The following is a 19,760-nucleotide window of genomic DNA, read 5'->3' on the forward strand; positions in this document are numbered from 1 at the left end:
CGCACGACGAAGCCCCGGCCTCGTCCCAGAAAAAAGGACACGAGGCCGGGGCCGAACGCAGCGATCAGGCCAGGGAGGCGCGCAGGGAGCGCAGGCGGGCCAGCGAGGACTGCCGACCCAGGATCTCCATGGACTCGAACAGCGGCGGGGAGACCTGGCGTCCGGTCACGGCGACGCGCAGCGGGCCGAAGGCCAGGCGGGGCTTGACACCCATCTCGTCGACGATGCGAGCGCGCAGGGACTCCTCCAGCGAAGTGGTCGTGAACTCACCGAGGCCCTCGACGGTCTCAATGGCGGCGTCCAGGACGTCCACGGCGTTGTCCTTCAGCTTGGAGACAGCCTTCTCGTCCATCTCCAGCGCGTCGTCAGCAACGAAAAGAAAGCCAAGCATACCCGAGGCCTCACCGAGCACCTGGATGCGCGTCTGGACGAGCGGAGCGGCCTCCGTGAGGATCTCACGCTCGCGATCGGTCAGCGCCTCGAAGGAGTCGGCCGACACCAGCTCGTCGCGATGCAGGAAGGGAACCAGGCGACCGCGGAAGTCCTCGCCATCCAACAGACGAATGTGCTCGGCGTTAATGGCGATGGCCTTCTTCTGATCGAAGCGCGCCGGGTTCGGGTTCACGTCCGAGATGTCAAACGCCTGGGCCATCTCCTCCATGGAGAAAATGTCGCGGTCCGGGGCAATCGACCAGCCCAGGAGGGCCAGGTAGTTGTTGAGACCCTCGGGGATCATGCCGGCAGCCTTGTGCAGCAGCAGGTTCGACTCGGGGTCGCGCTTGGAGAGCTTCTTGTTGCCCTCGCCCATGACGTAGGGCAGGTGACCGAAGCGCGGCATAAACTTCGCGACGCCGATCGCCTCGAGCGCGCGGTACAGGACAATCTGGCGCGGCGTCGAGGAGAGCAGATCCTCACCGCGCAGCACGTGGGTGATCTCCATGAGCGCGTCATCGATGGGGTTGACCAGCGTGTACAGCGGGTGGCCGTTGGCACGCACGATCACGTAGTCCGGCACAGAGCCGGCCTTGAAGGTGATCTCGCCGCGGATCAGGTCCGTGAACGTAATGTCCTCGTCGGGCATGCGCAGACGCAGGACCGGCTTGCGGCCCTCGGCGCGGTAGGCGGCGATCTGCTCCTCCGTCAGATCGCGGTCGAAGCCGTCGTAACCGAGCTTCGGATCCTCACCCTTGGCGCGGTGGCGTTCCTCGATCTCCTCGGGGGTCGAGTAGGACTCGTAAGCGTAACCGGCCTCAAGCAGGCGGGCGGCCACGTCACGGTAAATGTCCATGCGCTCGCTCTGGCGGTAGGGGCCGTGCGGGCCGCCCTTACCGATACCCTCGTCCCAGTCGAGACCCAGCCACTGCAGGGACTCGATGATCTGGTCGAAGGACTCCTGGGAGTCACGGGCGGCATCCGTGTCTTCGATACGGAAGACGAAGGTTCCTCCCGTGTGGCGGGCGTAGGCCCAGTTGAACAGGCACGTACGGACCATGCCGACGTGAGGGGTTCCTGTGGGCGAGGGGCAGAAGCGGACGCGAACGTCGGCACCGGTGGCAGTTGTTTCACTCATGATTCCTCCATCCTACTCCAGCGGTGGCTGTTGCATTTGCTTGATGGGTGGGCGCGCTGCGACGCGTGGTGGGAGCGCGGATACCCTGGTTGCATCACAGGGATCGGCCCGCGCCGCATCCACCGACTCATCCAGGAGGACAGCGTGTCCGTTCGACTCTTTTCCGACTCCCACCTCTACCGCACCGGATCCCTCAAGTGGACGGGCATCACGACCGCGAGCGGTGAACCGACGATCGGCGCGTGGGTGGCGGAGATGGACTTCGGGACGGCACCGGAAGTGGCCGACGCGATGAAGGGAGCGATCGACGACGGTCTGCTCGGCTACCAGCCGACCTGGCTGGAGCCGCGCCTGGCTGGGGCGACCGCCGAGTTCCAGAAGCGTCGCTTCGGCTGGGATGTGGACGCCTCACAGGTGCGCCTCGTGGCCTCGGTCCTGCCCGCGCTCGAGGCGACGATCAATCACCTGGTGCGCCCGGGTGCCCCGATCATCGTGCCCACGCCCGCCTACATGCCCTTCCTGACGATTCCGGGCAAGTTCGACCACCCCGTCATCGAGGTTCCCTCGCTGCGCGGCACGCGCGCGGGGGGCCGCGGGTGGGCGCTCGACCTGGAGGGGATCCGCGCCGGGCTCGAGGCCGGGGCCGGTCTCGTCATCCTGTGCAACCCGTGGAACCCGGTCGGCCGCGTCCTGCGCGAGGACGAGCTGCGCGCCCTGCACGACGTGGTCGCCGACTACGACGCCCTCGTGTTCTCCGACGAGATCCACTCCTCCCTGGTGCTCGATGAGTCGATCCCCTTCGTTTCCTACGCCTCTCTCGGCCCCTCGTTTGCCTCCCACACGGTGACCGCGACCGCCGCGTCGAAGGGCTGGAACATCGCGGGACTTCCCTCCGCTCAGGTCATCCTGCCCGACGAGGCGCTGCGGCAGCGCTGGGACGTGTTCGCCGCCGACGTGCGCCACGACGCCAACGTCATCGGCACGCTCGGCGCCATCGCCGCCTACGAGCACGGCGACGCCTGGCAAAGCGAGGTCAAGGACCTGATCCGCTCGAACGTAGACCTGGTCGAACGGGCCCTGGCCGACACCCCGATCGACTTCGTGCGCCCCGAGGGCACGTACCTGACCTGGTGGGGCTTCGAAGGCGTCGACCTGGGACCCCTCTCCCCCGCCGCGACGCTGCGCGAGCGCGCCCACATCGCCGCCAACGAGGGCCGCACCCTCGGCGCGGACTACGCCTCGTGGGCGCGCATCAACCTGGCGTGCGCCCCCGACGTGGCCTCGCGGATCGTCGAGCGGGTCCTCGGCCTGCTCTGATCTTCTCTCGCGCGAAACGAGGCCGTGGCCGGGAACGGTGGTTATCCACCTCCCGGCCACGGCCTCGTCTGTGCCGGCACGTTCAGGCGCTCAGGGCCGCCTCGATGCCTGCGACCACGGTCTGGCGGGCGGCAGAGGCTGCCTCGACGACGGCGGTCGGATCCGTGGGCGCGTCGGCGAACGACAGGTCGGAGACGACCGACATTCCGGCGACGCGCACGCCCAGGGCATGCAGCGTGATGGCCTCCATGACGGTTGACATGCCCACGCAATCCACGCCGAGGCCGGCGAGAATGCGGCTCTCTGCCATGGTCTGATACTCGGGGCCTCGCAGGATGCCGTACGTTCCCTCGCGTTGGCACACCCCGCGCAGCGCATCCGTCATCTGCGCATCCCACACGGCCGACACGTCCAAGAACAGCGGCCCGTCGAAGGGCGAGGCACCGCTGACGTTCACATGGTCGGTGATCGCCATGACGTCACCGAGATCCCAGTCTTTCAGGCACCCGTTCGCGTTCGTGAGAACCGCGCGGCTAATACCGGCGGCCACAGCTGCACGGGCCAGGGCAGTGACGGGACGAGGCCCCAGCCCCTCGTAGAGGTGCGTGCGGCCCGTGGCCACGAGGACTACTCCCCTACGCGTCTCGTAGGCGCGAAGCTCGCCGCCGTGACCGTCCGCGACCGGCGCGACGACGCCGGGGATGTCACCCAGGGCAACGGTGGCGACGGGCGCGCCCCAGGCCTCGTCGAGGGCCTCGGCCAGGCCCGAACCAAGCACGACGAGCGCATCCGGGCGTCCCGCAAGGGAGGTGAGGACGCGACCGCCGACCACAGCCTCGTCGTCCAAGAGAGCCTCAGTGAAGCGCGGGTCGACGCTCACTGCTCGCCCTCTTCTGCGCCCTCAGCGTAGGTGCGCGAGGGAAGCTTCTCCTGCGCGCGCACGCGGCCCGCGCTGGTCAGCCAGTAGCCGACGAAGCCCACGACCATCGCCAGGAGGATACCGATGTTGGCGCCCGCCCAGTCACCCTCGCGGCCACCCAGGGGGCCGAGGAGGTAGCCCTGCCAGGACAGCCAGGAGGCTTTCGCGTTCACGACGAGGCCCCAGCCCACGAGCGAGCCGACGATCAGAGAGGCGACGGCACCCCAGTTCACCGAGCCGTAGCGACCCGAGGGGGTGAAGAGCGAGGGTTCGTCGTAGTCCTTGCGACGCAGCGCGATATCCGCGAGCATGACGCCGCCCCACGCGGCGATGACGACGCCCAGGGTCGTGAGGAACGCCGCGAAGGGCGTGAGGAAGGAATCCGCGAAGAACACGACGATGATCGTTCCGACCGTCATGATCGTACCGTCGATGGCCGTGGCAACGGGGCGCGAGACGGGCACGCCCGTGGCCAGCAGCGACAGGCCCGAGGAATAGATGTCCATGACGATGCCGCCAATCAGGCCCAGGATCGCAACCAGAGCAAAGGGCACGAGGAACCAGGTGGGCAACAGCGTCGTGAGCGCGCCAATCGGATCATTACCGATCGCCTCAGAGAGGGACTCATCGGCCGAGCCAACCAGGAGGATGCCGAAGAAGACGAGGACGACCGTGGGAAGCGCCGCACCCAGCGTCGTCCAGCCGACCACACCCTTCGTCGAGGCAGCGCGCGGCAGGTAACGCGAGTAATCCGCAGCCGCATTGATCCAGCCGAAGCCGAAGCCCACAAGGAGCATGCAGCCCGCGCCGAGCACCGCGGTCAGCGGGGCCGACGGACGCGAGGAGAGGACCGCGAAGTCAATCGTGGGAGCGACCAAAACCAGGTAAACGATCGTCAGGGCTGCGGTGGCCCAGGTGATCCACGTCTGGACCTTCATGATCGCCTCGAAGCCGAGGATGCCCGAGCCGGCCGCCAGGACGACGACGAGGATCAGCGCGATGATCTGGGCGACGACGTGATTCGTGAAGCCGAGCGCTCCCATGACCGTGGCCGTGGCCTGGACGGCCATGATCGCCAGGAAGGTCTCCCAGCCCACCGTCAGGATCCACGAGATCGCCGCGGAAATCCGGTTGCCGTTGAAACCGAAGGCCGCGCGCGACAGGACCAGCGTCGGGGCGGAGCCGCGCTTGCCCGCGATGGCGACAAGGCCACACACGACGAACGAGAGCGCGACACCCACGACGGACACGACGATCGCCTGGGCCAGGGAGAGTCCGAAGCCGAGGACCCACGAGCCCCACGAGATGCCCAGGACCGAGATATTCGCCGCGAACCACGGCATGAACAGGTCAGAGGGTTTTCCCTTACGTTCGGATTCGGGGATGACGTCCAGGCCGGCCATTTCGACGGCCAGAGCGCCCGATGACTGGGGTTCGCTCACGGTGTGCTCCTATGCGACGGAGATATTGTCAGAACGACGTAATCCTATCACACAGGTCACACGATTAGGCTCGGACGACAGGATTCGTCAGGTGCCCGATCCCCTCGATCTCGATCTCCACGCGGTCACCAGCCTGAACGACCTGCGCACCCGCGGGCGCACCCGTGGCGATCACGTCGCCGGGCAGCAGCGTCATCTGGTGAGACACGTAGGACACCAGCTCGAACGGGTTCCAGATCATGTGCGCCGTCGTGCTGTCCTGAGCGATCTCGCCGTTCAGGTAGGAGCGGATCGACAGATTGGTAACATCCAGGGCGGGGTCGACCGTGATCCACGGGCCCAGCGGGCACGCCGAGTCGAAGGACTTACCGCGAGACCAGGGGCCGCCCGTCATCGCGTCGCGGGCGGTCGCATCGTTGGCGATCGTGTAACCGAGGATCACCTGCGGCGCGTCCGAGGCGCTCACGTCCTTGGCGAGGGACTTGATGACGATCGCGAGCTCGCCCTCGAAGGCGACCTTGTTCGACCAGGCGGGGATCGCGATCGGGTCGTCGGGGCCCACGACCGAGGTGTTGGCCTTCAGGAAGATCGGCGGCTCGGGGCGTTCATCGGCCGGAATCGGGGTATCCGAGTAGTTATCGCCGATACCCACGACCTTCGAGCGCGGGATCACCGGGGAGAGCAGGCGGACATCGTCCAGCTCGTAGATCTGGCCGGAAGGCTCCACGGGCGAGAACAGCGGGTCACCCTTGAGCCCCACGAGCCTCGTCGAGCCCTCCTCGAGGGCGCCGTACACCGGGTTCGTACCATCGGAAAAACGTGCGATTCTCATGCCGGTAGCCTAACGCAGCCGCGCGAGCGTTGCGCCGAGCAGCGCCGACATACACGACGCCGGGTGCGCGAGGCACGACATGTGCCCGGCGCACCCGGCGAGGTGGTCGGCAGCTATTACTTCTTCTTGTGCTTGGGACGCTTCCAGACGCTGCCGGGAACGTCGCCGGGCAGCAGCGGGTTCTTCTCGCCCACGAAGACGGGTTCCTCGATGCCGCCTCGACGCTGAGTCTCGTAGTCGCGCAGCGCGCCGAGCACCCAGCGGGCCAGGAAGACCAGGGCGACCAGGTTCGTGATCGTCATGACCGCCATCGCGATGTCGACGGCGTTCCACACGACGTCCAGGGTCAGCAGCGCGCCGATCGTCGCAGAGAGCACGCACACGACGCGCACGGTCCAGCTCGCCCAGCGGGCATCCCCGAAGACGAAGGACATGTTCGTGTCGGAGTAGACGTAGGCCGCGATGATTGAGGAGTAGGCCAGGACGAAGATGAGGATCGCCATGGGGACGATCGTCCACGCGCCCAGCTCGTGGGCGACGGCCAGGGTCGTCAGGTTCGAGGGGTTCACGTCCGCGCTGCCCCACACCTTTTCGCCTGCGATGAGGATGACGAAGGCGGTCGCGGTGCACACGACGATGGTGTCGATGAAGACGCCCAGGGACTGGATGAGGCCCTGGCGCACCGGGTGGGACACGGTCGCGGTCGCGGCGGCGTTGGGAGCGGTACCCTGGCCGGCCTCGTTGGAGAAGAGGCCGCGCTTGGTGCCGTTGACCATCGCGGCGATGATGCCGCCGCCCAGGCCGCCGACGGTGGCGTCCACGGAGAAGGCCGAGGTGAAGATCTGGCCCAGCACGGTGCCGAACTGCGTGATGTTCATGAGGCAGACGATGGCGACCATAATGACGTAGACGGTCGCCATGATCGGGGCCATCCACTCGGTGACGCGGGCGACGGTGCGGATGCCGCCGAAGATGACCATCGCGGAGAAGACGAAGATGAGGCCGGCGACCGTGAGCTGGGCGGCGGAGAAGCCGCCCGCGCCGGGCAGGGGCTGCTTGGCGGCCTCCCCGAAGGCGCTCGTGAGCGTGCCCGCAATCGCGTTGGACTGCACGGACGTGATGACGACGCCGCAGGTCACTACCGTGATGACGGCGAAGACGTTGGCCAGGACGCGGTTCTTCATGCCGCGCTTGATGTAGTAGGCCGGGCCGCCGCGGAAGGAACCATCGGAGTGCTTCACCTTGAAGATCTGGGCCAGCGTCGCCTCGAAGAACGCGGTCGCCATGCCGACCAGGGCCACGACCCACATCCAGAAGATCGCGCCCGGGCCGCCAAACATAAGCGCCGCGGCCACGCCGAACACGTTGCCGATGCCCACGCGCGCGGCCAGTGAGATCGCGAAGGCCTGGAAGGAGGAGATGCCGCCGTCGGCTCCCTTGCGCGATCCGAGAACCGTGCGCACCATCTCCGGGAAGAGACGCAGCTGCACGGCGCGGGAGACGACCGTCAGGACGAGGCCCACGCCGATCAGGATAAAGATCGTCAGGTGCATCGTGATCCAGTCAGCGATGTGCTGCTCGATCTGGGCAATGTGTTCCACAGGAGCCTCCCGGGGTGTCTATCGACGAGGCCATGGTTGCGTCGCGGGGCCTCGCGCGCTTCGCGGGACGCACCCGCGCGTTGTAATGGGACCCGTTCATCTTGCCACAGGGCTTCGTACCCGGCAGGCGACGTCTCGCCACGTGCACGGCCACGCGTCTCCGCCTGACTGGCCCAGGCCTCGTCGATGAGCTGCGGGAAGGGCCCGGCGGTGCGGGGACGCAGACGTGGGCGCACTCTGGGACAATGGGAGTATGAGCGCGACTTTGAACGAGATCCTGGACGACCTGGAGGACGAGGGCCGCCTGGGCGACGACGATGCCCTGTACGAGGCCTTCGTGTCGTGGGCGCAGGGAACCGGGCGTCCGCTCTACCCCCACCAGGAGGAGGCCCTGGTCGAAATCCTGGCGGGTAACCACGTGATTGCGGCGACCCCCACGGGGTCGGGCAAGTCGATGATCGCGCTGGCCGCGCACTTCACGTCGATGGCACACGGGGGTCGGTCCTACTACACGGCACCACTCAAGGCACTGGTGTCGGAGAAGTTTTTCGATCTGGTGTCCCTGTTCGGCGCGGATAACGTCGGCATGGTGACCGGTGACGTCTCCCTGAATGCCGACGCGCCCATCATCTGCTGCACGGCCGAGATCCTCGCGAACCAGTCGCTGCGTGAGGGGCCCACGCTGGATGCGGACATGATCGTCATGGACGAGTTTCATTTCTACGGGGACCGTCAGCGCGGCTGGGCATGGCAGGTGCCGCTCCTGGAGCTGCGGACCCCGCAGGTGGTGGCGATGAGCGCGACGCTGGGCGACACGACGCGTTTCGAGCGCGCGTGGAAGGAGCGCACCGGGCGCGACGTGTCCCTCATCGACGACGCGGAGCGTCCCGTGCCCCTCGAGTTCGAGTACGTCGTGGACCGCCTGCCCGACACGGTGGAGCGGCTGCTGAGCGAGGGCCGCTGGCCCGTCTACATCGTGCACTTCTCCCAGCGCGACGCGGTGGCCACCGCGCAGTCCTTTGACCGTTCCTCGCTGATTTCGCCCGAGCAGAAGAAGGCGATTGCCGCCCAGCTGGCGGGCGTGTCGTTCACGAAGGGCTTCGGGCAGACCCTGAAGTCTCTGCTCGCGCAGGGCATCGGCGTGCACCACGCGGGCATGCTGCCGCGCTACCGCCGCCTCGTCGAGCGCCTCACGCAGGCGGGCCTGCTGCCGATCGTGTGCGGCACGGACACCTTGGGCGTGGGCATCAACGTGCCGATCCGCACGGTGCTGATGACGTCGCTCGTCAAGTACGACGGGCGCCGCATGCGTCACGTGAGCGCGCGCGAGTTCCACCAGATCGCGGGCCGCGCGGGCCGCGCCGGCTTCGACACGGTCGGTTTCGTGCGCGTCCTGGCCCCCGAGCACGAGGTCGACGCCGCCCGCGAGCGCGCACGCCTGAGCGCCGCACAGGAGGCCGCACGCGACGCCCGCGAGGCCAAGCGCGCCGCGAAGAAGTCCGCGAAGAAACGCAAGGGCCCGGGCGAGGGCGAGATCTCGTGGACGCGCTCGACCTTCGAGCGCCTGGTGGATGCGGCTCCCGAGCAGCTCACCAGTCGCTTCGAGATGACGCACGCGATGGTCCTCAACGTGCTGGCCGGTGCGCCTACGGCCGGGCGTGACCCGGGCGAGCACCTCGTGTGGCTGGCGCGCAACAACGACGATCCGCCCACGGATCGCAACCCGCACCTGCGCCGCCTAGGTGAGATCTACACGTCGATGAAGCAGGCGGGCGTCGTCGAGCACGTGTCTTCAGCCGAGGCCTCGGCGTCGGGTGAGCCTCGCCTGCGTGCGGCCACCGACCTGCCGGATGACTTCGCGCTCAACCAGCCGCTCTCCCCCTTTGCGCTGGCGGCTCTCGAACTGTTGGATCCGGAGTCCCCGACCTTCGCCCTGGACGTCGTTTCGGTCATCGAGTCGGTCCTGGAGGATCCGCGTCCGCTCCTGTTCGCGCAGGAGAAGGCGGCACGGGCCGAGGCCGTGGCCGCGATGAAGGCGCAGGGCATGGAGTACGACGAGCGCATGGCCGCGCTGGAAGAGGTGACGTGGCCGCGCCCGCTGGCTGATCTGCTGGGCGACGCGTTCGCGGTGTACCTGCACGCGAACCCGTGGATTGAGGATCAGGAGATTTCCCCGAAGTCGGTGGTGCGCGAGATGATCGAGAACGCGCTGACGTTCACGGGGATCGTGGGCCGTTACGACGTGGGTCGCTCCGAGGGCATCGTGCTGCGCTACCTGACGGACGCATACCGTGCGCTGCGCCAGATCGTGCCGGACGAGCTGATGACGGACGAGCTGCGTTCGATCATTGCGTGGCTGTCGGCGCTGATCCGCGCGGTCGACTCCTCGCTGCTGGACGAGTGGGAGGCCATGTCCACGGGTCAGGCCCTCCCCGCGTCCGAGGGCGACGGCACGGAGGGCGCGGAGCTGGCGTTTGGCGCGCGGGAGGACGGGACCGTTCCCTTCAGCGCGAACCGTCACGCGTTCCGCACGGCGATCCGCGGTGCCTTGTTCGAGCGCGTGGAGGCGATGAGCCGCGACAACGTCGAGGCCTTGGCGCGTCTGGACGAGGCCTCGCGCACCCCGGTGGTCGCCCCGTGGGGCGAGGACGAGTGGGACGCGGTGCTCGAGCGCTACTGGGCGGAGCACGAGTGGATCGGCATCGACCAGCGTGCGCGCGCCCTGTCACTGTGTTCCCTGAACGAGGCCCCGACCCGCGAGGACGTGCTGGAGCTGGCCCCCGCTGTGGTTTCCTCTGATTTCGAGCACGCCCAGGCCGTGCGCATCGAGGCGATCGCGGACGCAGTCGATCAGGCTGCGGCCGGCACGTTCTGGCTGGCCACGCAGACCCTGTTCGACCCGGAGGAGGACATGGACTGGCGCATCGTCGCCCTCGTGGACGTGCCCGCCTCGGACGAGGCTGGCAGGGTTGCCCTGGCGACGGTCACGGTCGGGCCGCGCTAGGGTTCGTCACCCCACCTTCACCGCGTGGGCGAAACAGCGGCCCTCAGTCGCTGCTGTGTAGATCCCACGGCCGATCCGGATGCGCCTTGGACATGGGCCGCTCTCCGATCTCCTCCTGGAGGCGCACGAGATATCCGTCGGGGTCCTGGATGAGGAACTGCCGGACGCCGATCTCCACATCGCCCGCCCGGTACCACTTCTCTTCGGGTTCAACAAAGATCGGCCACTGCGCCTGCGTGAGGCGCTCCCACGCGGCGTCCAGAGGTGCAACCTGGATCTCGAGGTTGATCCCGCGACCGAGTGGGGCCTCAAGCGTGCCGGTCGCCCACGTCCTGCCTTGGTTGATCTGGTCGAGCATCAGGTGCGCGCTACCTAAAACGAGGTATCCGAATCCCTCTTCGGGACGCTCGTATCTCAGAGAGAAGCCAACGAGGTCGCACCAGAATCGTTTGGAGGCCTCGTAGTCCGTGACTGCAAGTTCTGGAACGAGGCCGGGTTCGCTGCTCATTGCCTCACTCTAGCAACCCCATACGGGACTGTGTCCGGGAGACGCACAGACCGTCAGCGCCGAGACGCCTTGCGAATCAGCCAGTCCGCGCCCGCGAAGAGCGCCATGAAAAGCAGGGCACCGATCAGGATCGCGACGATGTTGATGGCGACCTGCGCGTAGCCGATGCGCCAGACGTTCACGAAGCCGTAGGGGTATTGGTGCGTGAAGGAGCCTCGCACGAGCGTGTACGCCACCCACGCGACCGGAATCAGCAGGGCGCGTCCCAGCGTCGCCCACGTAATGCCGCCGCGCGGACCCGCGAGCGCAGCAGTCCCCACGAAGGCGGCGGGGACAACGATATGTTGCAGCGGGTTGGTGACGAGCGCGAAGCCGGAGAGGACCTCGTAGGGGCCGATGAGGATCGCATAAACGATGGCGGTCACGGTGATCATCATGAGCGCGCACAGGTGCGTGGCCCTCCCCCACGCCCCGACGCGGCCTCGGCGCGCGAGGAGGGTCGAGATGATCGCAACCATGATGTTGGATAGCTCGGTGAAGTAGGACAGGCAATTGATGAGACGCTCGGGCGCACCCGCCCAGCCGTGAGCGGCGCCTGCAAACAGGCCCTCCTCGACGTATGTCGGCGCAGCGTAGCCATCGAAGGCCGTAATGATGAGGGTGGCAGCGACGCCCGCCCAGGCGAGGGCGGCAACCACCCAGTAGGCGGCGCGCCCGCGGCGGCTTAGTTCAGTCATGTCAACCATATGATCTCGTATCTCACGGAAGCAAACAGCGGTTATTGAAACAGGTCTGAGTGGGATCCCGTACGAATTGCCGTCACGACGCAGATCTCCGGCTCATCCAGATAAATCAACAGCCAATCTGGCCGAATATGACATTCACGAAAACCCGCATAGTTCCCAGTCAGGAGATGATCCCTCCGCTGGGGAGGCAACACTTCACCCGCAAGAATGAGGTCAATGACCGCTTCAAGCTCCTTGATAGGAAGCCCTCGTTTACGAGCCCTCTTCAAATCCTTCTTGAATTGACTGGTCATCACGAGGGCACGCTGGCCCCGCTGAGGCTCACTCATCATCGACATCCGCGAACGCTTGTGCCGCGGACGCGTAACGGGTAGCGGCAACACGCCCTGCGGCGATGTCGCGAGCCTCGCGCATAGCTAGCTCAGTTTCAGCGTTATAGCGAGGTTGGCGCAAGTCGAAGGGCAAGCCGCCCTCCATGATCGACTTATGAAGGAATACATTGACAGCATCCGTGAGGTTCATGCCGAACTGGGCATACACCCTCTCAGCTTCTTCCTTCACACTTGGATCCACACGCATGTTCAGCGTCGCCGTTTTCATATCGCCACACCTTTCAGACGAATGTACGACTTTCATTGTACAACGCCCATCAGATGTGTGACAGATGCCTGAGTATGCACGGGTATCGACTGGATTCCCGCAATTGAAGTCGGCATGCTCAAACAGCCGAGTCGGAGTTTAAATCCGGCCGGGGTCAGACCTGGGCGAGGTCCGTGACCTCAGCATCCGTCAGCTCGACGAGGTCGAGGGGGCTCAGTTCGACGCTCAGGCCTCGGCGCCCGCCCGAGACGATCATGGTCTCGTGGTCCAGGCACGCCGAGTCGATGAACAGCCGGTGCGCAGTGGTTTGCCCGAGTGGGCTGATCCCGCCCACGACGTAGCCGGTGCGGCGCTGTGCGACGGCAGGGTCGGCCATGGCGGCGCTCTTCGCACCTGCGGCCTTGGCGATCAGTTTCATGGACAGGTGAGCCAGGGCGGGCACGCAACCGACGACGAACTCGCCGGTGGGCTCCAGGCGTACCATGAGCGTCTTAAACGCTTGGGTGGGGTCAATGCCCAGTTTTTCAACGGTTTCTTCACCGAACGCCCGGGCGGCCGGGTCGTGCTCGTACTCGTGGATGGTAAAAGCAACGCCGGCCGCCGTGAGCGCCTCGATGGCGTGGGTGGGGCCGCCGCCGTGTTCTTTGTTGTGTTTCCGAGCCATGACCCCAGTGTAGGACGCGTCAGAGGATGGATGCGCTCGGGTCGTCGATGACGGCCTTGCCGAAGGGGAAGCAGGTGATCGGGATCATCTTGAGGTTGGCGATGGCCAGCGGGATGCCGACAATCGTGATGGCCTGCGCGGCGGCGGTGGTGACGTGGCCGATGGCGAGCCACAGGCCCGCAACGAGGAACCACACGAGGTTCATGAGAGCCGAGCCCGTGCCCGCGCCCGGCTGGTCGACGACGCTCTTACCGAAGGGCCACAGCACGTATCCGGCGATGCGGAAGCAGGCCACGCCCGCGGGGATCGTGACGATGAAGATGCAGGCGACGACACCCGCGAGGAGGTATCCCAGGAAGAGCGGGAGCCCTCCGAAGAGGAACCAGATGATGTTGAGCAGGGTACGCATGGCGTGTCCTTTCGTTGATCTGTGAACATACTAGTCTGACACGCCGCGCCGCTCAGATGTCCCTGAGTCGCCCCTGATTGGCCCCTGAAAGTTACTCCGCGCGTACCATGAGGGCATGAGTATTCCCGAGGCCATCGCCGCTGCCCGCGACCGCATCGACCGCGCGACATCCGCGTGCGGCCGCACCGATTCGGTGCACCTGGAGCTGGCGGTCAAGACGCGCACGCCCGAGGAATGCCGCGAAGCCGCCGCTGCCCTGCGTGAGGCGGGCCTGCCCATCCTGCTCGGCCACAACCGCGTGCAGGAGGCGCGCGCGACGGTGGAGGCGATCCGCGAGGTGCCCGGCGCGCGCATCCACTTAATCGGCCCCCTGCAGTCCAACAAGATCAACCACGCGTTGGCCTGCGTGGACGCGATCGAGTCGCTGGACTCCCCCTCTTTGGCTGCGAAGATCGACGCGCGCGCGACCGGCACGCTCCCGGTGTTCGTTGAGGTGAACGTCTCGGGCGAGGCCACGAAGCACGGCTGCGACCCCGCCGACGTCTCCGAGCTGATCGACGCGGTCGAGGCCTCGGCCCACCTGCAGCTCGCGGGCTTCATGACGGTGGGCCTGAACTCCCCTGTCGAGGCCGACGTGCGCGCCGCCTACGCGCAGCTGCGCGGCATCAGGGACGAGGCCGCATCTCGCCTGGGCGTCGAAGAGTCGGACCTGGCGCTCTCGATGGGCATGAGCCGCGACCTGGAGTGGGCCATCGCCGAGGGGGCGACAATCGTGCGCCTGGGGACCGCTATCTTCGGAGAACGCCGCGCCTGAGCGGACCGCTCGTTCGCGCGAGCACAGCGACGACTAGGATTGTCCGCATGATGACTGTTCTCGCTGGAATGTCCGCCGCGATCCTTGCGCTCGCCCCGATCACCAACCCGATCGGGGGTCTCGCGGCGTTCGCAGGACTCACCGCCGACAATGCTCCGGCTGCTGTGCGCTCGCAGGCATGGAAGACAGGCATCTACGTGTTCGCCATCCTGACGGTGTTCGCGGTCAGCGGCTCGCTCATCATGCATTTCTTCGGCTTCGACCTACCCTCGCTGCAGATCGCGGGTGGCTTGGTCGTCGCGCACTCGGGTTTCTCGATGCTGGAAAACAAGCGCCGTGCCACCCACGAGGAGGCTCAGCACGCGACCTCCAAGCCGGACGTATCCTTCTCCCCCATGGCACTCCCCCTCATCGCGGGGCCCGGCTCGATCGGCGTGGTTATCGCGCTGGCCGCCCGCAACACGGCCATCGGTTTTCATGTCGGCATCGTCCTGGGAATCGCGGTGACAGCCGCCGTCATCGCGCTGCTGCTGCGCTACGGCACGCCCTGGATCGACAAGCTGGGTGCCACCGGAGTCGGCGCGATCGTGCGCATCATGGGCTTCCTGATCCTCGTCATCGGCGTCGAGCTCATCATCCACGGGGTGCGCGCACTCCAGCTCTTCTAAGCGGAAGCCCGCCCCGGCCTCGTCGATGAGACGAAACTGAAGCGGGCAGCCACGAAAACGCGGGCGCTCAGGGGATGCGGTGCACCCACTCCTCACGCGCGAACTTCGTCTCGCAGCGCTCGCGCGCAACTGCAAGGTCCTCGTCGGTGATGGTGCCGACCGTGGCGTTGCACTTCTCCTTGAAGTGATCGAAGAACGCCTGGAGGATCTCCTCGCGGGGAAGGCCGGTCTGAGAGCGCATGGGGTCCACGCGCTTGACGGCGCTGCGGGTGCCCTTGTCGCGGATTTTCTCCATGCCGATGCGCAGGACTTCGTTCATCTTGATGGCGTCGATGTCGTAGGCCATGGTCACGTGGTGGACCATGTAGCCGTTGGCCCAGCGCTTCTGCGCGGCGCCGCCGATCTTGCCGAACTCGGAGGCGATGTCGTTGAGCGGCACGTACTTAGCCTTGATGCCCAGCTTTTCGAGGACCTCCATGACCCACTGATCCAGGTAGGGGTAGGCCTGCTCGAAGCTCATTCCCTCCACGAGGGCGGTGGGGATGACGAGCGAGTAGGTGATGCAGTTGCCGGGCTCCATGAACATGGCACCGCCGCCGGTCACGCGCCGCGACACGGTGATGCCGTATCGATCCACGCCGTCCTGCTGGATTTCGTTCTGGTAGGACTGGAAGGAACCAATGACGACCTGCGGGCCGTTCCACTCCCACAGGCGCATGAACGGCTTGCGGCGCCCCGCGGCCACGTCTTCGACCAGGGTTTCATCCATGGCGACGTTAATCATCGGGTCGACGACGGGGCCGTGGATGACGTCGAAGTCGATGTCGTCCCACGACAGGGCGGCACCCAGCGCGCGGCGTACGGCGATGCCGACGGCCTCGGGGGTCACCCCCATGAGGGTGTCGCCTTCGTGGAGGGCACCCTCCACGCGCGCAGCCAGATCCTTCGCGCTCGACGAGGCCGGGGCCCCTTCGAGGGACGCGGTGATCCGGGTGAGCGCGTCGTCGGGGTCGAGGAAGAAGTCGCCGGACACGCTCACGCGCGCGAGGCGATCCTCCTCCACGTCGGTGTCGACGACGACGAGCTTTCCTCCGGGGACTTTGTACTCTCCATGCATGCCCACGATTGTAGGCGCTCCGCTCACGCCCAGTCGGGCAGGACGCGCACGCCGCCCTTGTCGGCGGACGCAGCGAGCATGCCGTAGACGCGCAGGGCGTCGGAGACCTGGCGGGGGCGAGGCTTGGAGGGCTTCCACGGCGCGGCGCCCTTTTCGGCGCGGCGGCGCTCGAGTTCCTCGTCGCTCACGTTAGCGCGCAGGACGCGGTTGTTGACGTCGATTTCGATCTCGTCGCCGGTGCGCACAAGGCCGATCGCACCCCCGGCCGCGGCCTCGGGCGAGATGTGACCGATAGAAATACCGGACGTGCCGCCGGAGAAGCGGCCGTCGGTGATGAGGGCGCACTTCTTGCCCAGGCCCAGGCCCTTGAGGTAGGAGGTCGGGTAGAGCATTTCCTGCATGCCGGGGCCGCCCTTGGGGCCCTCGTACAATATGACGACGACGTCGCCTTCCTTGACTTGCTTGCTGAGGATGGCCTCGACGGCTTCCTCCTGGGATTCGACGACGAAGGCCTTGCCGACGAAGTGGAAGAGGGACTCGTCGATGCCGGCGGACTTGATGATCGCGCCGTTGGCGGCAATGTTGCCGTAGAGAACGGCCAGGCCGCCATCCTTCGTGTAGGCGTGCTCGACGGAGCGGATGCAGCCGGAGACGGAGTCGGTGTCGAGGGACTCGAAGAGGTTGGCGGTCGAGAAAGCCTGGGTGGTGCGCACGCCGCCGGGGGCGGCGAGGAAGCGGTGCTTGGCCTCGTCGGTGGCGCTCCCGCTGCGCACGTCCCACGCGCCCAGCCAGTTCTCCAGGTTGTCAGAGTGGACGGAGTGGACGTCGCGGTGGAGCAGGCCCGCGCGGTCGAGCTCGCCGAGCAGGGCGGGGATGCCGCCGGCGCGGTGGACGTGCTCGATGTGGTAGGTCGTGGAGTTGGGGGCCACCTTGCACAGGCAGGGCACGCGGCGCGAGATCGCGTCGATGTCGTCGAGCGTGAAGTCGACGCCGGCCTCGTTGGCGATGGCGAGGATGTGCAGGACGGTGTTGGTGGAGCCGCCCATGGCCACGTCCAGGCTCATGGCGTTTTCGAAGGCTTCCTTGGTGGCGATGGAGCGCGGCAGGACCGAGTCGTCCTCGTTGTCGTAGTAGGCGCGGCACATGTCGACGATGCGCGTGCCGGCCTCGGTGAAGAGCTTCTTGCGTTCGATCTGGGTGGCCAGGGTGGTGCCGTTGCCGGGCAGGGCCAGGCCGATGGCCTCGTTGAGGCAGTTCATGGAGTTCGCGGTGAACATGCCGGCGCAGGAGCCGCAGGTGGGGCACGCGTTGGCTTCGATGCTGGCGAGCTGGTTGTCGCTGACGGAGTCGTCGACGGCCATGACCATGGCGTCGATCAGGTCGAGGCGGTGCTCGACGACGCCGTCGACGGCGGCACCGGATTCCATGGGGCCGCCGGAGACGAAGATGGTGGGGATGTTCAGGCGCATGGCGGCCAGGAGCATGCCGGGGGTGATCTTGTCGCAGTTCGAGATGCACACGAGGGCGTCGGCGCGGTGCGCGTTGACCATGGTTTCGACGCAGTCGGCGATGAGGTCGCGGCTGGGCAGGGAGTAGAGCATGCCGTCGTGTCCCATGGCGATGCCGTCGTCGACGGCGATCGTGTTGAATTCCTTGGCGACGCCGCCGGCCGCTTCGATGGCTCCGGCGACGAGGTCGCCCATGTTCTTCAGGTGCACGTGGCCGGGGACGAACTGGGTGTAGGAGTTGGCGATGGCGATGATCGGCTTGCCGAAGTCGCCGTCCGTCATGCCCGTGGCGCGCCACAGGGCGCGCGCTCCGGCCATGTTGCGGCCTTGAGTGGATGTTGCCGAGCGCAGCGGGCGACTCATGATGTGCCTTTCTTTTGCCTTGTAATGACTCAACAGTAGGAGCGTGGGCGCTGCGTTTCCGTGCGGGTTTCGTCTCATGGACGAGGCCGGGGCTGGGTGGGGGCGGTTTTCGCGCGGGATTTCGGGGACTGTGGTGAGTGGGTCGCCGTGTCAGTGGGTGGACGCTTGTGGGCGTGATTGCAAGGAAAACGCAAGGAGCACGTGCGTGAATTAGCGTCTTGTCAGATGAGTAGTTGATCGCATTGGTCACGCTTCGGACATTCGGCCTCGTTCTCGACGCGCGAAACGTAGGCTGGGTGCACAGATTAGAGAAAGGACTGCGATGACCATTCGCACCACTCATGTTGGTTCCCTGCCCCGCACCCCCGAGCTGATCGAGGCGAATCGTGCGCGCCGTGAGGGTTCGCTCGGCGAGGCTGACTTCACGTCGCTGCTGCAGGATCAGGTTGACGGCGTTGTGAAGCGTCAGGCTGAGATTGGCCTGGATATCGTCAATGACGGCGAGTACGGTCACGCGATGATCGACACGGTTGATTACGGCGCGTGGTGGACGTATTCCTTCTCGCGTTTCGGTGGGCTGTCCTTTGAGGACGTGCAGCGTTTTGATGTGCGTCCTCCGGCTGGCCGTGACGGTCGCCTGTCTTTCTCGTCGTTCGCTGAGCGCCGCGACTGGCAGCGTTTCGCGGACGCATACGCGGATCCGGATTCGGGTATTCACATTGCGAACCGCAACCCGATCGCGTTCCCGACGATCACGGGTGAGCTGACCTATATCGGTGCCGAGGCCGTGGAGCGCGATATTACGGGCACGAAGCACGCGCTGGAGGCGGCAGGCAAGCCCGTGTCGGATGGTTTCGTGGCGGCGATTTCGCCGGGTTCGGCGGCTCGCGTGGCCAACGCGTTCTACGAGGACGACGAGGCCGTGGTGTGGGCGTGCGCGGATGTGCTGCGCGAGGAGTACAAGCGCATTACGGACGCGGGCCTGACGGTGCAGATTGATGCGCCGGATATCGCGGAGGGCTGGGATCAGATGAACCCGGAGCCCTCTGTTGAGGATTACCGTGCATTCTCGCGCGTGCGTATTGACGCGCTGAACCACGCGCTGGAGGGCATTGACCCGTCTCTGGTGCGTTTCCACGTGTGCTGGGGTTCGTGGCACGGCCCGCACACGACGGATATCCCGTTCAAGGACATCGTGGATCTGGCTCTGCTGGTGAACGCGAATGGCCTGACGTTCGAGGCGGCGAATGCTCGCCACGCGCACGAGTGGACGATCTGGCGCGACATCGAACTGCCTGAGGGCAAGTACCTGATCCCGGGCGTCGTGTCGCACTCGACGAACGTTGTGGAGCACCCGGAGCTGGTGGCTCAGCGTATCCGCCAGTTCGCGGACATTGTGGGCGACGAGCGTGTAGTGGCGTCGACGGACTGTGGCCTGGGCGGCCGCATCTACCCGTCGATTGCGTGGGCGAAGCTGGAGGCTCTTGCCGAGGGCGCTCGTCTCGCATCGAAGTGATCGCCTGACTGCTGGCCTGGGGCGCGCGGGGTGGATGAGTATCCACCCCGCGCGCTTTTCCCAGGGTTTTCTCAGCCAAAGCTCCCCGTTCTTTGAGCTTGGCGTCACACAATGGATTGTGTGTTGCAGCCCCCGTTTCCGGGTCGGCTCGCCGCGGTGGGG

18 protein-coding genes are annotated in these 19,760 nt (G+C 66.4%); 5 read left to right on the plus strand and 13 right to left on the minus strand.

Annotated features, from left to right (window positions below; all coding sequences use genetic code 11):
- Nucleotides 1-64: 64 nt before the first annotated feature.
- Nucleotides 65-1,570 carry a glutamate--tRNA ligase gene (gltX, locus tag O3656_RS08495; RefSeq protein WP_500063556.1) on the minus strand — a complete coding sequence of 502 codons (1,506 nt, stop codon included), beginning with the start codon at nucleotides 1,568-1,570 and terminating at the stop codon, nucleotides 65-67.
- 144 nt (nucleotides 1,571-1,714) lie between these two features.
- Between gltX and O3656_RS08500 the strand changes: the two genes are divergently transcribed.
- Complete coding sequence (locus O3656_RS08500) at nucleotides 1,715-2,887, plus strand: MalY/PatB family protein (RefSeq protein ID WP_500063558.1); 1,173 nt, start codon at nucleotides 1,715-1,717, stop codon at nucleotides 2,885-2,887.
- A gap of 82 nt (nucleotides 2,888-2,969) precedes the next feature.
- Here the strand turns inward: O3656_RS08500 and O3656_RS08505 are convergent, their stop codons facing one another.
- The 4 genes from O3656_RS08505 to O3656_RS08520 all read right to left on the minus strand — a co-directional run bounded on the left by O3656_RS08505 (nucleotide 2,970) and on the right by O3656_RS08520 (nucleotide 7,681).
- The gene (locus O3656_RS08505; protein ID WP_500063559.1) at nucleotides 2,970-3,767 is read right to left on the minus strand and encodes a purine-nucleoside phosphorylase; all 798 of its coding nucleotides are present in this window, start codon (nucleotides 3,765-3,767) and stop codon (nucleotides 2,970-2,972) included.
- Nucleotides 3,764-5,209 (minus strand): purine-cytosine permease family protein, encoded by a 1,446-nt coding sequence (locus O3656_RS08510; RefSeq protein ID WP_500063587.1) that lies wholly within the window; start codon nucleotides 5,207-5,209, stop codon nucleotides 3,764-3,766. The genes O3656_RS08505 and O3656_RS08510 overlap by 4 nt, the downstream gene beginning before the upstream one ends.
- A 103-nt stretch (nucleotides 5,210-5,312) precedes the next feature.
- The gene (locus tag O3656_RS08515; protein ID WP_500063561.1) at nucleotides 5,313-6,080 is read right to left on the minus strand and encodes a fumarylacetoacetate hydrolase family protein; all 768 of its coding nucleotides are present in this window, start codon (nucleotides 6,078-6,080) and stop codon (nucleotides 5,313-5,315) included.
- Between the two features lie 116 nt (nucleotides 6,081-6,196).
- Nucleotides 6,197-7,681, minus strand: a complete 1,485-nt coding sequence (locus O3656_RS08520) for an alanine/glycine:cation symporter family protein (RefSeq protein WP_500063562.1) — start codon at nucleotides 7,679-7,681, stop codon at nucleotides 6,197-6,199.
- 253 nt (nucleotides 7,682-7,934) lie between these two features.
- Between O3656_RS08520 and O3656_RS08525 the strand changes: the two genes are divergently transcribed.
- Nucleotides 7,935-10,685, plus strand: coding sequence for a DEAD/DEAH box helicase (locus tag O3656_RS08525; protein WP_500063563.1), 2,751 nt, complete (start codon nucleotides 7,935-7,937; stop codon nucleotides 10,683-10,685).
- Nucleotides 10,686-10,728: 43 nt separating this feature from the next.
- Here O3656_RS08525 and O3656_RS08530 read toward each other — a convergent pair whose 3' ends face one another.
- The 6 genes from O3656_RS08530 to O3656_RS08555 all read right to left on the minus strand — a co-directional run bounded on the left by O3656_RS08530 (nucleotide 10,729) and on the right by O3656_RS08555 (nucleotide 13,612).
- Complete coding sequence (locus O3656_RS08530; protein WP_500063564.1) at nucleotides 10,729-11,193, minus strand: bleomycin resistance protein; 465 nt, start codon at nucleotides 11,191-11,193, stop codon at nucleotides 10,729-10,731.
- Nucleotides 11,194-11,246: 53 nt separating this feature from the next.
- Nucleotides 11,247-11,930 carry a Pr6Pr family membrane protein gene (locus O3656_RS08535; RefSeq protein ID WP_500063565.1) on the minus strand — a complete coding sequence of 228 codons (684 nt, stop codon included), beginning with the start codon at nucleotides 11,928-11,930 and terminating at the stop codon, nucleotides 11,247-11,249.
- 41 nt (nucleotides 11,931-11,971) lie between these two features.
- Nucleotides 11,972-12,232: a type II toxin-antitoxin system YafQ family toxin gene (locus O3656_RS08540; protein ID WP_500063588.1), complete on the minus strand. Its 261-nt coding sequence runs from the start codon at nucleotides 12,230-12,232 to the stop codon at nucleotides 11,972-11,974.
- 28 nt (nucleotides 12,233-12,260) lie between these two features.
- Entirely contained in the window at nucleotides 12,261-12,539 is a 279-nt protein-coding gene (locus O3656_RS08545; protein WP_500063566.1) for a type II toxin-antitoxin system RelB/DinJ family antitoxin, read from the minus strand.
- A gap of 154 nt (nucleotides 12,540-12,693) precedes the next feature.
- Complete coding sequence (gene ybaK, locus O3656_RS08550) at nucleotides 12,694-13,203, minus strand: Cys-tRNA(Pro) deacylase (RefSeq protein WP_007589475.1); 510 nt, start codon at nucleotides 13,201-13,203, stop codon at nucleotides 12,694-12,696.
- Nucleotides 13,204-13,222: 19 nt separating this feature from the next.
- Nucleotides 13,223-13,612: a YccF domain-containing protein gene (locus O3656_RS08555; protein WP_500063568.1), complete on the minus strand. Its 390-nt coding sequence runs from the start codon at nucleotides 13,610-13,612 to the stop codon at nucleotides 13,223-13,225.
- A gap of 115 nt (nucleotides 13,613-13,727) precedes the next feature.
- On the opposite strand from O3656_RS08555, the gene O3656_RS08560 reads away from it, so the two are divergent.
- Both O3656_RS08560 and O3656_RS08565 read left to right on the plus strand, forming a co-directional pair.
- On the plus strand, nucleotides 13,728-14,426 hold the full coding sequence (locus O3656_RS08560) for a YggS family pyridoxal phosphate-dependent enzyme (protein ID WP_500063569.1): 699 nt from the start codon (nucleotides 13,728-13,730) through the stop codon (nucleotides 14,424-14,426).
- 47 nt (nucleotides 14,427-14,473) lie between these two features.
- On the plus strand, nucleotides 14,474-15,094 hold the full coding sequence (locus tag O3656_RS08565; protein WP_500063570.1) for a MarC family protein: 621 nt from the start codon (nucleotides 14,474-14,476) through the stop codon (nucleotides 15,092-15,094).
- A 67-nt stretch (nucleotides 15,095-15,161) separates the two neighbouring features.
- On the opposite strand, the gene lplAB is transcribed toward O3656_RS08565, so the two are convergent.
- Together lplAB and ilvD are read right to left on the minus strand one after the other, a co-directional pair.
- The gene (gene lplAB / locus O3656_RS08570) at nucleotides 15,162-16,211 is read right to left on the minus strand and encodes a lipoate-protein ligase LplAB (RefSeq protein WP_500063571.1); all 1,050 of its coding nucleotides are present in this window, start codon (nucleotides 16,209-16,211) and stop codon (nucleotides 15,162-15,164) included.
- A 23-nt stretch (nucleotides 16,212-16,234) separates the two neighbouring features.
- Nucleotides 16,235-18,082, minus strand: coding sequence for a dihydroxy-acid dehydratase (gene ilvD / locus O3656_RS08575; protein ID WP_500063572.1), 1,848 nt, complete (start codon nucleotides 18,080-18,082; stop codon nucleotides 16,235-16,237).
- A 322-nt stretch (nucleotides 18,083-18,404) separates the two neighbouring features.
- Here ilvD and O3656_RS08580 point away from each other — a divergent pair, with 322 nt between their 5' ends.
- Entirely contained in the window at nucleotides 18,405-19,598 is a 1,194-nt protein-coding gene (locus O3656_RS08580; RefSeq protein WP_500063573.1) for a cobalamin-independent methionine synthase II family protein, read from the plus strand.
- The last annotated feature ends 162 nt before the right edge of the window (nucleotides 19,599-19,760 follow it).

This window comes from Pauljensenia sp. 27098_8_83 (assembly GCF_041432695.1).
Lineage (GTDB): Bacteria > Actinomycetota > Actinomycetes > Actinomycetales > Actinomycetaceae > Pauljensenia.

Excerpts from the sequence above, each read along its gene's own strand:
- lplAB (WP_500063571.1), bottom strand. The coding sequence starts at position 16,211 with ATGCATGGAGAGTACAAAGTCCCCGGAGGAAAGCTCGTCGTCGTCGAC.
- O3656_RS08530 (WP_500063564.1), bottom strand. The coding sequence starts at position 11,193 with ATGAGCAGCGAACCCGGCCTCGTTCCAGAACTTGCAGTCACGGACTAC.
- O3656_RS08510 (WP_500063587.1), bottom strand. The coding sequence starts at position 5,209 with ATGGCCGGCCTGGACGTCATCCCCGAATCCGAACGTAAGGGAAAACCC.
- O3656_RS08535 (WP_500063565.1), bottom strand. The coding sequence starts at position 11,930 with ATGACTGAACTAAGCCGCCGCGGGCGCGCCGCCTACTGGGTGGTTGCC.
- O3656_RS08515 (WP_500063561.1), bottom strand. The coding sequence starts at position 6,080 with ATGAGAATCGCACGTTTTTCCGATGGTACGAACCCGGTGTACGGCGCC.
- O3656_RS08555 (WP_500063568.1), bottom strand. The coding sequence starts at position 13,612 with ATGCGTACCCTGCTCAACATCATCTGGTTCCTCTTCGGAGGGCTCCCG.
- ilvD (WP_500063572.1), bottom strand. The coding sequence starts at position 18,082 with ATGAGTCGCCCGCTGCGCTCGGCAACATCCACTCAAGGCCGCAACATG.
- gltX (WP_500063556.1), bottom strand. The coding sequence starts at position 1,570 with ATGAGTGAAACAACTGCCACCGGTGCCGACGTTCGCGTCCGCTTCTGC.
- O3656_RS08525 (WP_500063563.1), top strand. The coding sequence starts at position 7,935 with ATGAGCGCGACTTTGAACGAGATCCTGGACGACCTGGAGGACGAGGGC.
- O3656_RS08565 (WP_500063570.1), top strand. The coding sequence starts at position 14,474 with ATGATGACTGTTCTCGCTGGAATGTCCGCCGCGATCCTTGCGCTCGCC.
- O3656_RS08560 (WP_500063569.1), top strand. The coding sequence starts at position 13,728 with ATGAGTATTCCCGAGGCCATCGCCGCTGCCCGCGACCGCATCGACCGC.
- O3656_RS08580 (WP_500063573.1), top strand. The coding sequence starts at position 18,405 with ATGACCATTCGCACCACTCATGTTGGTTCCCTGCCCCGCACCCCCGAG.
- O3656_RS08545 (WP_500063566.1), bottom strand. The coding sequence starts at position 12,539 with ATGAAAACGGCGACGCTGAACATGCGTGTGGATCCAAGTGTGAAGGAA.
- O3656_RS08540 (WP_500063588.1), bottom strand. The coding sequence starts at position 12,232 with ATGACCAGTCAATTCAAGAAGGATTTGAAGAGGGCTCGTAAACGAGGG.
- ybaK (WP_007589475.1), bottom strand. The coding sequence starts at position 13,203 with ATGGCTCGGAAACACAACAAAGAACACGGCGGCGGCCCCACCCACGCC.